Genomic DNA, 14310 nt, shown 5'->3' with positions numbered 1-14310 from the left:
ATTTTGATGGTACAACTGTTCAACCAACGTTTCGATGTTACTCATCTCACAGGCCCGGCGTAAAGTCCACGTCTCAGCGCCGGGCAGCCAGGAGGACCATGGACCCGCAAACCCGGCAGCGCCTTGTGCGCCCGGCAACAGCCCGCATTCCGGCCGGCCTCGTCAACACGGCAGCGGCGGCCAGCGCCACGGCCCATGCGGTGGCGGCGGCTATCGCACCAGCCGGAGCCATGGCGTGGTGGATGGCCGCGATGAGCGCCGTCTGCCTTGCCTGCGCCGCTCCGACGGTGGCGGGGCGATGCAGTGCCGCTCCGACGGCGGTGGGGCGGCGCTGTGCCGGAAGGGCCGCCGGGCACCTGCTGACCATGAGTGCCGCCATGATCCTCATCCACCTGGTCCTGCTCACCACACCGGAAGCCGGAGTCCATCATGGACCGGCCGGCGGTACCGGAGAAGCCGCCGTGGCCACGCACGACGCGGCGATGCTCGCACTCATTGGAGCGGAGCTCGTGTGCCTTATGGCGGCCTCCGCGGCACTGCGCCTGACTCGAAGCAACAGGTCAGCAAACCCCCGCATGGCAGCCCCTGCCGCCGTAGGGCACTGACACCACGAACTGATCACGCATCACCTACACGGAACCCGAGCTGAGGAGCCTTCCTTGAACAGCACCACCACACTTTCCCTTGACTGGCATGGCAGGGCCGATGCCTTGGCCATCGACGGCAGGGCCTTCGTCGACGGGCGCCGCGTAACTGCCAGCGGCCAGCTCTCCCGTGCCACGTTGAGTCCAATTGATGGCCGCATCCTGGCGGAATTGGCCGCGTGCCGTCCCGTCGACGTCGACACGGCGGTAGCGGCCGCGCGGCGCGCCTTTCCATCCTGGTCCCGCAAGGGTGCCGCAGGGCGCAAGGAGACGCTGCTTGAACTGGCCGCACTCATGGAGCGTCACGCCGACGAACTGGCGCTCCTGGAAACGATGGACAGCGGCAGGCCCATCCTGCAGACCACCACTGTTGACGTTCCGGGGGCCATCTCCACCCTGCGCTGGTATGCGGAGGCCGCGGACAAGCAAAGCGGTGAACTGCCGGCCGTCCCGCCGGGGGCCACTGCCCTGGTGACGCGTGAACCACTGGGGGTAGTGGCCGCCATCGTGCCATGGAACTTCCCCCTTGAGATTGCCGTCTGGAAGCTTGCTCCTGCGCTTGCCGCCGGAAACACCATGGTGCTCAAGCCGGCCGAGCAAACGTCGCTGAGCATCCTGCGAGTGGCTGAATTGGCCGCCGAGGCGGGACTTCCCGACGGCGTCCTGAACGTTGTCACCGGCGCGGGGCGGGAGGTTGGCACTGCCCTGGCCCATCACATGGATGTCGACGCCCTGGCCTTCACCGGCTCCACTGCCGTCTCGCGGACCCTGCTCGAGGCGTCGGGCCGGAGCAACCTCAAGCGGCTGAGCCTTGAGGCGGGCGGCAAGAGTTCCAACATCATTTTTGCCGATGCGGCGGACCTTGCAACGGCGGCTGCCAAGGCCGCATTCGGGGCCTTCTACAACCAGGGACAGGTATGCTCGGCCAACTCGCGCATCCTGGTCCAGCGTGAGGTTCATGATGAGTTCGCTGCGCTGCTGGCCGACGCCGCAGCCGGCTATTTGCCCGCTGATCCGCTCGCTGGCCTGGAGGGCAACGGTGCGCTGATCAGCAGTGCACACGCAGACGACGTCGAAGGCTGGATTACGCGCGGCCGCGCCGAAGGTGAGGTTCTTTTCGGGGGAGAGCGCCGGGAGATTCAAGGCTCCAACGCCTACCTGGAGCCCACCCTGCTGGGCGGTCTCCCGGCGGATCATGACGTCCACCGCGAGGAGATCTTCGGGCCAGTGGCGGTGCTGCACGCCTTCGACACGGAGGCTGAAGCAGTGTCACTGGCTAACGCCACCGACTACGGACTGGCGGCGTCCCTCTGGACCTCGGACCTGTCCAGGGCCCATCGGGTGGCCGCTGAGCTGCTCGCCGGGACTGTATCGGTGAACACCGTGGACGCTTTGGGCAACACCACTCCCTTCGGCGGCTTCAAGCAGTCCGGTTTCGGCCGCGACCTCTCCCTGCACGCTTTCGACAACTACACCGCCCCAAAGACCACCTGGATCCAGTTCGGATAGCGAATCCATCCAGGAACCTCCGGCGGCTCAAACCAAGCCGCCATTCCCACCCTTCCCGCGCAGTAGCAAACTTAAGCAGTAGCAAAGGACCGATCATGGATCAGCCAATAGCCTCAACGCGCCTTGCCCAAGAGCAAAGCCAGCATCTGCAGAAATCCCTCGGCCGCTTCGACATCCTCCTGCTGGTGGTGGCCGCGGTCATCTCCGTCGAGGTCCTGGGCCAGGTCTCCGGCTTCGGCGGAGAGACCTTCACATGGACCCTCATCCTGGCCGTCACCTTCATGGTGCCCTACGGCCTCATCTTCGCGGAGACCGGTGGCGCATTCACCGAGGAAGGAGGCGTTTACGTCTGGACCAAGATGGCTTTCGGCCGCGTGGTAGCCGCCATCACGTCGCTCTTCACCTGGGTGACGCAGCCCGTCTGGGTAGGCGGTGCCATGGCCTTCGTGGCGGTGGAGACGTGGTCCGAGTATGTCGGCCACGTGGACGCCGGCAGCGTGGGTGACTACATCTTCAAACTGCTCTTCATCTGGATAACGGTGACTTCAGCCATCGTCAGCCTGAAGCACGGCAAGTGGCTGCCGTCGCTGGGGGCAATCCTGAAAGTCGCCTTCCTGACCTTCTTCATTATCGTCACCTTGGTCTACGGAGTGCAGCATGGCTTCAACGGCCTGGACCTTGGCTTCTTCTCACCCACACTGGCCGGCTTCCTCGGTGTCACACCGCTGTTGCTGTTCTCCTTCCTCGGCTTCGAGTCCGGCAACAGTGCCGCAGGGGAAATGAAGAACCCTGCCAAGGACGTCCCCATCTCCGTGGCACGCTCCTCGATGATCGCAGCGGCAAGCTACCTCCTGCCGATCCTGGCCATCCTGCTGGTGGTCCCCTTGGACCAGATCACCGGCATCGGCGGACTGTTCGGTGCAATTGCCACCGTCTACACCGTGTTCGGCCCCGCCGCTGAGGCGATGCTGGCAGTCTCCGCAGTCGTCTTCTGCTTCGTGCTCGTATCCCAAGGCGCCGCCTGGATGATCATCAGCGACCGCATGCAGGCCATGGCCGCGGCCGACGGTTCCTTCTTCGGCGGCTTCTTCGGCCGTTTCCACCCCAAGCTGGGGACGCCGATCCGCGTCAATACACTCTCAGGGGTGGTGGCCACGCTCTTCATGCTCGCGGCCATGCAGCTCAGCGGCACCAGCAGCGCACTGTTCGGGGTGGTCCTGTCCATCGCCATTTCCACTTTCCTCCTCAGCTACCTCCTGGCGATCCCCGCCGCAGTCAGGCTGCGGAGCAAGTACCCGGCCACCGACCGCCCCTTCAAGGTTCCGGTCTCCGACACCGGCTTCCGCGTCTTGGGTGTCATTTGCTTCATCTGGATCCTGATCGGCTCCTGGGTGGCTATCTTTCCCGGAACGTTGGAGGTCCTCTTCGGTTTGGAGTACGACTTTGAGGCAATCTGGGGCGTCTCGCAGTTCACCTTTGAGGCCTTCGCCCTCGGCACCCTCGGGTGCATCCTTGCCCTGGGGATCGTGGGCTATGTACGCGGCAGGAAAGTTCGTGAAGCTGGGGCGCCGGGCGAGGTCCCGGAAGACGCTGAAGCATTCCTGCCAGGCATCTGATCTTCCTCACGCGAGACCCGCGAGATGCTCGCTTTAGCGGCGGTGTTTTCCGGGATGTTGTCGGCCGACATATCCCGGAAAACAGCGCCGCAGGTTGGACGGTTCATCGCCCAAACTGATGTACTTCCTGCAATCTAACTATTAGACAGATCAATCAGCCCATCGCAGACTTGTTCATATACCGGCAGATGCCGTGATCAGTATCACTTCCCTGGCAGCAGGAACGGCCGCAGGATCAGACCCAGCAGCTTCGTTGCCCTACCCGGGAACAGGATCGTTTCCTCTAGGAGGAACCATGAACACCAATCAAGTTGCGGGGCAAGTCAGCCAGAAAGGCCTGCGGACGAGCGTTGCTGCGGGTTCCATCGGCGTGTTCGTCCACTGGTTTGAGTGGGCCATCTACGCCTACCTCGCCTCAACAATCGCTGTCGTCTTTTTCCCGAAGCAAGACACCACGGCCGCCTTGCTCTCCGTCTTCGCAGTCTTCGCCATCAGCTTCGGTGTCCGCCCCCTCGGCGCCCTGATCTTCGGAACCCTTGGCGACCGGATCGGGCGAAAGAAGACCCTGTCCATCGTCATCCTGTCCATGAGTGCCGCCACTCTCGTCGTCGGACTGTTGCCGACGTACGATGCGATCGGCCTCTGGGCCCCCGTTCTGCTCGTAGCCGCACGGGTGGTGCAGGGTTTGGCCGCGGGCGGTGAATTTGGCAGCGCGGCAGCGTTCCTGGCGGAGTATTCGCCCCGCAAGCACCGCGGATTCGGTGTCAGTTGGCTGGAATTCGGCAGCCTCCTCGGTTTCTTGGCAGCCTCACTCGTGGTCTTCGTGCTGACCAGTGTCATGGATGCAACTACCATCCAAAATGGCGGCTGGCGCATTCCGTTCCTCATCGCCGTGCCACTGGGCATAGTGGGCTTCTACATCCGCACCAAGATCGAGGACACCCCGGAGTTCAAGGCCCTGGAAGAGAATGACAACATTCCCCAAAGCCCTGTGAAGGAGGTGGTCACGCGGCACTGGAAGCAGCTGCTGCAGATGAGCGGCCTCGAGATCATGATGCACGTGACGTTCTACGTCGTCCTCGTCTACCTTCTGACCTATCAGGAATCGGTCCTCGGCTTTGACGCCGGAACGGCGGCACTGCTCTCCACCGCGGCCTCGGTCGCAGGCCTAATCCTCGTTCCTCTGACCGGAGCGCTTTCCGACCGGATCGGCCGCAGGCCACTGCTGATCACCGCAGCCATCGCACTTATTGTCCTGGCGTACCCGCTGTTCCTGGTCATGCAGTCCGGAGCGACGTGGGCCGGCGCAGTAAGCACCATCGGGCTTGGCATCATTCTGGCCATCATCCTCGGTGTCCACGCGGCCGCCGCGGCGGAGCTCTTCCCAACCCGCACACGTCAAACCGGGCTGTCCATTGCCTACAGCATCACGGCGGCCATCTTCGCCGGTACCGTCCCGTACGTCCTGACCTGGCTCATAGCCCAGACCGGGAACCAGATGATGCCGGCCTTCTACCTCATGCTCGTCGGTCTGATCGGACTGGCGGCGGTGCTCACTATGAAGGAAACCAACGGCATCGACCTCCTCAGCCAAGAGGACACCAAGCCGGCCGCCGTCCCCGCGACCGGCGCAAATGGAATCCCGGCCGCCCACAACGGCACCATCCACTGATCCGGCGACTCCGCCAGGCGGGTCCACAGGCAGCACTGCGCTGCCCGTGGGCCCGCTTGCTGCGCGGAAGGGCAGCCACCGGAAGCCCTGACTACCCTTGCCGGCTGAGGTCCTGCTGCAGCCAGCTCTTCCCCTCTGTGATGGCCGCTCCTAAGCTGTCCGTGTGGGGATGTCGCTGCTTTTCGGCGTGGTGGCTTCGAGCGCCCTGATCGTGGGCGCTCTCATTGGTGTCCGTTTTGAACTGCCGAAGCGGCTCCTTGCGATCCTCCTCTCCTTCGCTGCCGGGGCGCTGATCACCGCACTGAGTTTCGAGCTCTTCGAGGATGCGTACCAGCGGGGCGGGATTATGCGGGCCGCGCTGGGGCTGCTGGCGGGTGCCGCCGTGTTCACTGCCTTGAGTGCGCTGCTTGACCGCTGGGCGCAGCCGGGAACCCAGGCCATACCTGCCGATGAATTCCGGGGAAGCCCCAAGCTGGACACCAATGCAGCCGCCTCCGAGAAGCCGCCGAGCGCAGTGTCCACGCGCGGCGCAGCCGGCATGGCGCTGCTGGCCGCCGTAACGCTTGATGGAGTTCCGGAGAATATCGCCCTGGGCGTATCGCTGGGCGAGGGGACAGGCGGGCTGGCGCTGCTTGCCGCAATCTTCGTCTCCAATTTTCCGGAGGCGCTGGTGGGCGCATCGTCCATGCGGAACCAGGGCCGGTCCGGCGGAGCCATCATAGGGCTGTGGACCGTCTGCGCCGTGCTGCTCGTGGCGGCCGTGGTGCTGGGCGCGGGGCCCCTGTCCGGCACCGATCCGGAGACCATTTCCCTCCCGCTGGCCTTCGCCGCAGGGGCCGTCATTGCCTCGCTCGCCGACACGCTGATGCCCGAGGCCTATGAGCATGGCGGGCCCGCCGTGGCCCTCAGCACCGCGGCCGGTTTTGTGCTCTCGTTCGTGCTCTCCCTCGCCTGATCCCGGATCCACAGCCTAGGCGCGTCTCGAGGTCCAGCCCTGCCTTTTCAGCCGCTCGAAACCCTCAAGGAGGAGGTCGAGGGCGAACTCGAACTCAAACTGGTCGTCACAACCCGTCCCGACCACCGAGCCCTCATCGTGTGCCGCAGTCGTGGCGATTGCCGCTATGTTCGGATACCGTGCCGCCATCTGCCGGAACATGGCGGCACGCGCTCCGGCAGGTACATCGGCTTCAACGGTCCGGCCGTCAGGGTGGTCGAACAGTTCCTGTGTGAATCCCCACATTCGGCTGCCGAGGGCGTGCATGACATGGTGGGTCAGATCGGCCGAGAAGCCACCGGCCAGGAACATTCCGACGAACGAGTCCATATACCCAAGGACTGCCGGGGTCTTGTTGGTGCGGGATTCGAGCACCGGACGGGCCCAGGGGTGCCGCAGGAGCGCACGCCTCGCCGAAAGCACCCGCAGCCGGACGGCGTTCTTCCAGTCTGCCCCGCCGGCTGGAGGATCAATCTCGCCGACGATGGCTTCGACCATCCCGTCGAGAAGCTCTTCCTTGTTCGCGACGTGCTTGTAGAGCGCCATCGGCACGACGCCGAGCTCCTGGGCGAGCCGCCTCATGCTTAGCGACTCGATTCCGGCGTCATCCGCAAGCGCCACCGCCGCAGTGAGGACACGCCCCCTGTTCAAGGGCGCCCGCCGCATCACCTCACGCCGCTGAGTCATGATCAGCCCTCCCGGTCATCTCCCCTTGACAAGTGTACAGCGTACACCTACCTTCGAAGCATCGGAGGTGTACGCCGTACACCCGCAAGTCGAAGGACTCACCATGCCAGCGGTAACCGCCACCCCCGCCATTCCCGTCCGGCGCTCCCGGGCCCAGTGGCCCGTTCCCGCGGGCCTCATCGTTGTGAGCCTCATCCCGGTAATCTTCGGGACCCTGCGCCTTGCCCAGCTGACGGGCGGCGCGGAGGTCACCCCTGACAACGCCAGGTTCTTCGACTCTCCACTGCCTGTGCTGATCCACATCCCTGCGGCCATCGTGTACAGCCTGCTCGGGGCATTCCAGTTCGTTCCGGCGCTTCGCCGGGGGAGGCGTGGCAGGTTCAGCTGGCACCGCATCGCCGGCCGCATACTGGTGCCGGCCGGCCTGCTCGTCGCACTCTCAGGGCTGTGGATGGCGGTCTTCTACGACCTTCCGGCAGGCGACGGACCCGTTCTCCTCATCCTCCGGCTGGTCTTCGGTTCCGCCATGGTGGTGAGTATCGTTCTGGGGATGCTCGCCGTGCTGCGCCGGGACTTTGCCCGGCACAGTGCATGGATGGCCCGCGGCTACGCCATCGGAATCGCCGCGGGAACCCAGGCGCTGGTGTCCATCCCCTGGCTTCTTCTGATCGGCCCACCTGACGAACCGACAAGGGCGGCGCTTTTGGGGTCGGCCTGGGTTATCAACCTTGCCGTGGCTGAGTATTTCATTCGCCGGCGCTCGCAGAGGCTCGCTTGAGTCCGCTCGCGAGGACACGCGGAAGCGTACGACGGCGGGAGGTTCCCGCCGTCGTGCTCTTGCGGTTGGGGTGAGCATCTGGATACAAAACCGAAACGTTCAGTCGCTGCCATGAAACATGGCCCCGCTACGCTAATTCACACATTCAAAAATGTGAGTCGCTGGACGCATCGAAAGGAAAAAGCCATGCTTTGGAATACCTTGGGGCAGTCTTTCAGTTCCCGGCAGAATGACGGAAATTCCCAAATTGGCGGGGCCGATTCCGCCGTTGATTTCCCGCAAGGTCAACTGACCTCCGCTGCCTGGGAAGGCTGGTGGCACAACTCCGCGCAGGTCTGACGCGGGAAGTCAGTGCGGCAACAGTCGAGTGGGACCGTGGGATCGCGCCCAGAAATCCTGCAGGGATTTCCTGATGTGCCGCCCCAGCCTTTTCAGTGGCCTTATCGCTGCCACGGTGAAAAGGAAGCCGAATAGACGCAATATTCCGGCCATCACCAGCAGGATTGCGAAGACAAAAATGGCCGGCAGGAACATGATGAATACGCCAGCCATCGTAAAGATGTAAGTAAGGGCAAAACCAACAATCGACGCCTGATCCATCTGGAATCCCATCAACAGCCACGGTCGTGGCTCCATGGTGTGCCGCAGACTCCCTCTGCTGGCTTGGGTAGCGCGGTCCCCGACCGTTTGCACGGCCGGGGACCACTTTGCGGGAGGGGCCGCGCGCTGCTGCTGCAAAATGCGCTACAAGGCGCTGTGGCGTAGCGGAAGCTAACCGCCCCTAGAGGCAGCGTTAGCGTGTTCCGGCATCCCGTCCCGGTCTGTTAAGGCGTGGATCTGTTGTCGGTGATTCTCCTTCGCCTGGAAACAATCCTGTGAAGCTTTGCGTGGCCCCTGATCATCAACATCACACACCTCCTGTGATCACCATCGATCCGATGCATGCCCGCTGATACAAGTTTTTATAGCACCGCCGGGAGCGGCCGACAAGGGTGAACGCCGGAGCCCTCACCGTTGCCCCGCCAGCCCCCTAACGGCCCCGGCGCCCGGGCACGTGCCTGAGCGTCCAGACATGGGACGCACCACTGTCTTGAACCCGAAGAGTACAAGCATGGTTACGTAGTCTGCGGCTCAGCACTCCCGTTCCGGTTATTATTTGGGTAATTTCCGGTGCCCAGTAGGCTTGGGCACCTAACAAACGGAGTCCGGGAAGGCGGAGATGAGTAGATTGAACAGGGCTGCTGGGAGGGTTCACGCTCGGGAGGCTTTGAACCGTGCGGAGCAGCAACTCCGATCCGGCGGACGGGCTGCGAGGACCGCGTGGCTGGTCCTCGGTATTCTGGCCGCCGCGGTGACGGCATCGGTCATTGTGTGGCAGGTCCTGGACCGCAGCGAAGAACCAGACGTGCCGGACGAGGAAGCCCGGACAGAGCACATGTAGGGGCTTACCCGCCGGCCCCGGTCACAGCTCGGGAACGCACGGCCCGCGGCCCAGCAGGGCCAGGCCTTCTCGGTCGCCGTCCGCGAATTCCGTGACGTCCGTACCCTCCGGATTCATCAACTGGGTCGGATCATCCACGTGGTCGAGTCCCACAACGTGGGCCAGTTCGTGCATGATGACGGCGCGTGCATACTCGGAACCATCCGGCCACCGCAGCATCTCGGCGAAATCAGGCGCATCAAGCTCCACCTGGCCGGCGACGAGGACGTAGGGGCGATCGGGAGCGTAGGCATATGCACTGCCCCCGAGCCCGTCCACGTCACCGGCCAGATCCGGGCTCTCCTGCGGCGTGGACCAGGCGATCAGGACGGGAGCCCACCGTTTGCCGTACAGGTCCGGCTGGTACGGCTCGCGTTCAGGACTGGGGGCCTCGGTGGTGGTGCCGTCGTACACGAAACGCAGGCCGGTGGCGGCTGAAACCTCGGCAACGGCCTCCCGAATCAGCGAGTCTGACCCGGATGGGGCGTTGTCCGGCCGGACCACATAGTGGACGGGACGGCAGGGATCGTAGGCAGCGTAGGCCTGGCCTGCATTCGGCGACTCTTGCAGCTTATAGGCACCCGAACCGGTGCTGGCAGGCGGATGCCCCAGCGGAATGTCCGCGGCCTCAACGCCGGCAGGTGGCACCGGATCCCCCAGGAGGTAGGGGAGCACGGCCGGAAGCACATAGCGGTCAAACAGCGCGGGGGTGAAGTACAGGCCCGCGAGCAGAACCAGGCTGGCGCCGATGGCAAGATACCGGCGCCAGGGGCGGATCACTCCTGCGCCAGTCCCTCCTGCGCCAGTCCCTCCAGGGTGGGGAACCGGCGGGGCATACACGTTTTGCCCGGGGACTTCGTATGGGGCAGAGTCTGGACGCTGCATCTGTTCTAGTGCCTGCCGGCGTCAAGGCGCGGCCGGAACTGCCGGTTATCAAGCATGGTTCCCCCAATGGAATGTGGTCGGCGCCCAGTGCGCTGAGCCACTCTAACGCCGGCTGCTCAGGGAATCCGCAGGGACGCCGCAGGATTATCGAAGTTCCGCGGGGTTCCGGCGAATCTGAGGCAAGAGGACGACGGCGGGCGGCACCCCGCCGTCGTCCGTTCGCCGGGCGGCACCCCGCCGAAGGGGCTCTGCGTCCCCGGGTCCACGGACCTACGTGGGCAGGTAGCCGCCCGCCTGAATAATCACGTACCCGCTACGGGTTACGGGGCTGGGCGGCAACCCTACTGTGTAGGCATGAGGTGGTCGAGCGCCTGCAGGAACACGATGGTGGATCTGCACGCGCCGGGCTGGGAGGCCGCCACCGAAACTGCCGGAGGGATCGATCCGACCATGAAAAATCCGAGGGCCGAGGTTCCAGCCACCCTTGACGATGCCGACGCCGAAAACAATGTCGTTCCGCCCGCACCATCGGCGCCCACTGCAGGCGGTCCGTCGGGCAAAAACAGGCAGATGCCCGGCGACGTGACGGGCGCCCCGCTGGTCCGGGAGGCAATCGGAAACTGGCCTGATCCCATGTAGGGAGACGGGCACCGCCGGCGGCGGGTCGTCTGCCCCGAATGCCGTTGAAAGGCGCGCGGCACGTCGGAATACTGGAAGCCAGGGCAAAAACTCCGGGCCGAAGGCGGTGGATAACTATGGGCGACGGGGGAGCCGGCGACTTCACTCGAAGGATGGAACGGCTGGCTGAGCTGCGTGCCTTTCGCGGTGCCGGAATCACCGCCGAGGAAGAGGCCGAGCTGAATGCCGCCGAGGAGGAGGAACGGCAAAAACGGAAGAAGGTCTCCGATGCTGCCAGGGTTGAATACCTTATTCGGGACGCCATGGCCCAGGGCAAGTTCGACAATCTGAAGTACGCCGGCAAACCGATTCCCGGCCTGGGCGAGGGCTACGATCCGGACTGGTGGGTCAAGGGCCTGATCCAGCGTGAGCACCTCACTGGGATTGGCCCCAAGGCAATTCTCCTCAGAACCGAAGACGCGGAGCTGGACGCACGGCTGGATTCCCAGTTCTCGGAGAAACAGGTGCGCGACATCGTTGAAGACTTCAACGCGCGCGTCATTGATGCACGGCGCCAGCTTCAGGGCGGCCCGCCGGTTGTCACTAAAACCCGTGATCCGGACGTCGAAGTCCAGCGCTGGCAGGAGCGGAGGCGTGCTGCCGCCCTAGCGACACCGCCGGGGCCAGAACCAGCCAAGCGGCCATGGTGGCGGCGTCTGTGGACGGGTTCCTCCTAGGCCTGGCCGCTGGCCAGCCAGTCCGGCTCGAAGTCAGGATGCTCAGCATAGGGCAGCGCCAGGGCGTTCAGGGACAGAGTGGTCCATTCCAGGGCCTCAGGGATCCATTGCGTTCCCTCCCCGTAGGGGTTGCTGAGCAGCGTGGCGAGCGCTGTCTGCCGGGCGGCCTCGACGATGCTGATGATCCTGCGCTTCGCCGCGCACTCCATCAGCAGGCGCTGCTCGTACCACTGCCCCGATTTCGAAAGGGTCTTGTCACTGAGAAGCTTCCGGGCCGCGGCCTCATCCTCGGTGATGCGCGCGGACAGGAATTCGACAATGTCCACAGTCCGAGCGTACGCCCCGCCGGTAAGGTGGCGCCCCTCTGGTTAATCGGTGATTGGGGGCTTACAACCGGGCTCTCACGGGCTACGGTTTCACTGGGGGACAATTCCTTCCGCAAACGCGAGCAAAGGAGTTCCAATGGGTGGCGTGTGGCTTCGCACGATCAGCCACAGTTTGGTCCGGGCAGACCAAATTACCGAAATCGCGTCCGCCCGTGGGTCCGTCCACGAGGAATCGGGCTACTCGTTGAAGGTAGTGGTCGATGGAAAGGGCCACGTGCTGATCGACAACAGCGACCTCCCGGGTACCTTGGCGCAACGGCTCGACCACGCCCAGCAAATGCAGGATGCGCTGCTGACGGCAATAGATGCGGCTGGCGCCATCGGCCCGGCGATGGTGATCAGCCATGAGCCGGACGGAGAGCGCTGGACGCTCTCGGCGGCGGCTGACCTGGCAGGTGAACCCGCGTCTTAGGGCGCGCCGCAGGGCCGTGCCGGTCACCTTACGGATCGGGCCGGTGGACCGGCAGTCTTCCCGCGCGGCGACTGCTGCGCGGGAGGACTGCCTGGTCGCGTATCAGACTTGTCCGCCTACCAGTCCCGGTCGCCTACCAGGCCGGTTCGTTTACCCGGCCTGGGCGCCTGCCAGCTGCAGATCCCCGGCTCTGGCCTCTCCTGTTCTGAGGTGGACGGCGAAGTTTCCGGCCAGCTCCCTCAGCTCAGCTTCAACGGCACGACGAGCACCGTCGGGGTCGGTGTTCGTGGCGCTTGGTGCCATGCGCACGTGCGTGTTGTCCGTGATGCCCACGAAGTTCAGCCAGTCGGTGAAGAACGGGCTGCTGAAATCGGAACCGAATGCAGGTGGCAACCCCGGGGCGTACACGCCGCTCGTGTGAATGGCCACGGCCTTTTTCTCCTCGAGGAGGCCAAAGTAGCCGGCGCCGGGATCGAAGCCGAAACTCCATCCTGGTTGCGTGACGATGTCGATCCACTGCTTGAGTGCGTATGGCACGCCGGCGTTCCACATGGGGATGCTGAAAACGTAGGCCTCTGCGGCGGCGAACTGGTCAAACACGGCACGTGCATCTTCCCAAGCCTGGATTTGCTCCGGCGTCTGGTCGTGGCCGGAGAAAACAGCCATTTTGGCGGCAGCAGCGGCCTGGCCGAAGGCAGGGAGGGCACCGGGGTCGAACAGATTGAGCGTTTCAACGTCAAAGCCGTCGCCGGCGGAGTCCTGCACGGCGGCGATAAAGTGGCGGGCCAGCCGCAGTGAGTCGCTGCGGGATCCGCGCGGGGATGCATTGACGTGGAGAATCGTGGCCATAGCGCTTGTCCTTCTTTGGCACGCCCCTGCTGCATCCGGACTCCTTGGGCGTCCGCTCCAGGGGCGTGCTGGGGTAGTGGGTGGTTTTCTGCCGGTTTCAGTCTTTCGAGGAGCCGGCGGGGCGCGGAAGAACGCACTTCGACCTGCCTAAGGAACCCCGGGGTACCTGCCCGGTGGTTACGGGCGTAAGGATGTCAGCAGCGAAGAGTGAACTACGCTGGTGCCTCGAGCAGCAGCACGGGAAGTTGGGGGCAGGCCATGACTCTTACAGCGGAGCAGAAGCGCAGCAGGGCGCAGCAGAACTACAACGGCGAACTTGGGCTGTGCCCGGCACGCCAGCTCCTGGAAACTATCAGCAGCAAATGGGTCACCCTGGTGATGCTTGCCTTGGCGGATGGGCCATTGCGGCACAGCGAACTGCGCCGGCAGGTTTCCGGGGCCAGCCAGAAAATGCTGACATCCACGCTGCGTTCACTGGAACGCGACGGACTGGTGTCCCGTACCGTGACACCGTCAGTTCCAGTCCGCACGGACTATGAGCTGACGCCCGTGGGGCACTCTCTGCTGGCTGTGCTTGACAGGCTGAAGGGCTGGGCCGAGAACAACATGGACGGCGTGGCGCACGCGCGCCTGGCTTACGACCGCAGCATGCTTACACGCGCGGAATGACGCCCTTGGGCGTCACTGTGTGAGGCCGCCGGCGTCCTCCGGACCCACGAAGTTGCAGGAGCCCTGATGCCGTTCAGGCAGGATGCAGATGCGTCCCGTGGCAAGATGGACGTTGCCGCAACGGCCTGACCGCGCCACGTCCTCGCGGACATGAACGCTTCTCAGATCGGGCCGCTCATCGCCGCGCACCGCTTGGCGGACGGTTTCAGATGTGTCGTTTTCGTGACTGTTCATGCCTCGTGACTCCTCGTCGAGTGGCTGCCCCCAGTAGCAAGGCCAGTCATTTGGACCCTGAGACTAAATTCTCGTCCCCGCAAATTAACGGTGGGTTACGGCCATGTTAGATCCGTAGTGGCAGGCTGTCAGCCCATCAG

17 protein-coding genes are annotated in these 14310 nt (G+C 64.3%); 11 read left to right on the top strand and 6 right to left on the bottom strand.

Annotation, left to right across the window (positions count from 1 at the left end; translation table 11 throughout):
• Positions 1–98: 98 nt before the first annotated feature.
• The 5 genes from AC5RUM_RS19665 (at position 99) to AC5RUM_RS19645 (ending at position 6396) form a co-directional block, all read left to right on the top strand.
• Positions 99–605, top strand: a complete 507-nt coding sequence (locus AC5RUM_RS19665) for a hypothetical protein (RefSeq protein ID WP_494036522.1) — start codon at positions 99–101, stop codon at positions 603–605.
• 54 nt (positions 606–659) lie between these two features.
• Positions 660–2153: an aldehyde dehydrogenase family protein gene (locus AC5RUM_RS19660; RefSeq protein WP_494036521.1), complete on the top strand. Its 1494-nt coding sequence runs from the start codon at positions 660–662 to the stop codon at positions 2151–2153.
• A gap of 95 nt (positions 2154–2248) precedes the next feature.
• A complete protein-coding gene (locus AC5RUM_RS19655; RefSeq protein WP_494036520.1) occupies positions 2249–3769 on the top strand; it encodes an APC family permease in 1521 nt (506 codons plus the stop codon).
• 295 nt (positions 3770–4064) lie between these two features.
• A complete protein-coding gene (locus AC5RUM_RS19650) occupies positions 4065–5441 on the top strand; it encodes an MFS transporter (RefSeq protein ID WP_494036519.1) in 1377 nt (458 codons plus the stop codon).
• 163 nt (positions 5442–5604) lie between these two features.
• Positions 5605–6396, top strand: a complete 792-nt coding sequence (locus tag AC5RUM_RS19645; RefSeq protein WP_494036518.1) for a ZIP family metal transporter — start codon at positions 5605–5607, stop codon at positions 6394–6396.
• A gap of 15 nt (positions 6397–6411) precedes the next feature.
• Here AC5RUM_RS19645 and AC5RUM_RS19640 read toward each other — a convergent pair whose 3' ends face one another.
• Entirely contained in the window at positions 6412–7122 is a 711-nt protein-coding gene (locus tag AC5RUM_RS19640) for a TetR/AcrR family transcriptional regulator C-terminal domain-containing protein (protein ID WP_494036517.1), read from the bottom strand.
• A 103-nt stretch (positions 7123–7225) separates the two neighbouring features.
• Here AC5RUM_RS19640 and AC5RUM_RS19635 point away from each other — a divergent pair, with 103 nt between their 5' ends.
• Positions 7226–7900: a DUF2306 domain-containing protein gene (locus AC5RUM_RS19635; RefSeq protein WP_494036516.1), complete on the top strand. Its 675-nt coding sequence runs from the start codon at positions 7226–7228 to the stop codon at positions 7898–7900.
• A 348-nt stretch (positions 7901–8248) separates the two neighbouring features.
• Here the strand turns inward: AC5RUM_RS19635 and AC5RUM_RS19630 are convergent, their stop codons facing one another.
• The gene (locus tag AC5RUM_RS19630) at positions 8249–8536 is read right to left on the bottom strand and encodes a hypothetical protein (protein WP_494036515.1); all 288 of its coding nucleotides are present in this window, start codon (positions 8534–8536) and stop codon (positions 8249–8251) included.
• 583 nt (positions 8537–9119) lie between these two features.
• Between AC5RUM_RS19630 and AC5RUM_RS19625 the strand changes: the two genes are divergently transcribed.
• The gene (locus tag AC5RUM_RS19625; RefSeq protein ID WP_400580636.1) at positions 9120–9341 is read left to right on the top strand and encodes a hypothetical protein; all 222 of its coding nucleotides are present in this window, start codon (positions 9120–9122) and stop codon (positions 9339–9341) included.
• 21 nt (positions 9342–9362) lie between these two features.
• Here AC5RUM_RS19625 and AC5RUM_RS19620 read toward each other — a convergent pair whose 3' ends face one another.
• On the bottom strand, positions 9363–10160 hold the full coding sequence (locus AC5RUM_RS19620; RefSeq protein ID WP_494036514.1) for a matrixin family metalloprotease: 798 nt from the start codon (positions 10158–10160) through the stop codon (positions 9363–9365).
• 459 nt (positions 10161–10619) lie between these two features.
• Here AC5RUM_RS19620 and AC5RUM_RS19615 point away from each other — a divergent pair, with 459 nt between their 5' ends.
• Both AC5RUM_RS19615 and AC5RUM_RS19610 read left to right on the top strand, forming a co-directional pair.
• The gene (locus AC5RUM_RS19615; protein ID WP_494036513.1) at positions 10620–10904 is read left to right on the top strand and encodes a hypothetical protein; all 285 of its coding nucleotides are present in this window, start codon (positions 10620–10622) and stop codon (positions 10902–10904) included.
• Between the two features lie 116 nt (positions 10905–11020).
• A complete protein-coding gene (locus AC5RUM_RS19610) occupies positions 11021–11620 on the top strand; it encodes a DnaJ family domain-containing protein (protein WP_494036512.1) in 600 nt (199 codons plus the stop codon).
• Here the strand turns inward: AC5RUM_RS19610 and AC5RUM_RS19605 are convergent.
• Complete coding sequence (locus AC5RUM_RS19605) at positions 11617–11946, bottom strand: DUF6221 family protein (protein WP_494036511.1); 330 nt, start codon at positions 11944–11946, stop codon at positions 11617–11619. The genes AC5RUM_RS19610 and AC5RUM_RS19605 overlap by 4 nt on opposite strands.
• Before the next feature lie 136 nt (positions 11947–12082).
• On the opposite strand from AC5RUM_RS19605, the gene AC5RUM_RS19600 reads away from it, so the two are divergent.
• On the top strand, positions 12083–12418 hold the full coding sequence (locus tag AC5RUM_RS19600) for a hypothetical protein (RefSeq protein ID WP_494036510.1): 336 nt from the start codon (positions 12083–12085) through the stop codon (positions 12416–12418).
• Between the two features lie 150 nt (positions 12419–12568).
• Here the strand turns inward: AC5RUM_RS19600 and AC5RUM_RS19595 are convergent, their stop codons facing one another.
• Complete coding sequence (locus tag AC5RUM_RS19595; RefSeq protein ID WP_494036509.1) at positions 12569–13267, bottom strand: FMN-dependent NADH-azoreductase; 699 nt, start codon at positions 13265–13267, stop codon at positions 12569–12571.
• A 258-nt stretch (positions 13268–13525) separates the two neighbouring features.
• Here AC5RUM_RS19595 and AC5RUM_RS19590 point away from each other — a divergent pair, with 258 nt between their 5' ends.
• The gene (locus tag AC5RUM_RS19590) at positions 13526–13936 is read left to right on the top strand and encodes a winged helix-turn-helix transcriptional regulator (RefSeq protein WP_494036508.1); all 411 of its coding nucleotides are present in this window, start codon (positions 13526–13528) and stop codon (positions 13934–13936) included.
• A 12-nt stretch (positions 13937–13948) separates the two neighbouring features.
• Here the strand turns inward: AC5RUM_RS19590 and AC5RUM_RS19585 are convergent, their stop codons facing one another.
• Positions 13949–14170, bottom strand: a complete 222-nt coding sequence (locus tag AC5RUM_RS19585; protein WP_494036507.1) for a hypothetical protein — start codon at positions 14168–14170, stop codon at positions 13949–13951.
• Positions 14171–14310: the final 140 nt, after the last annotated feature.

The organism is Arthrobacter sp. B2060 (genome assembly GCF_059090445.1).
This window is presented reverse-complemented; position numbering and strand designations above follow the sequence as displayed.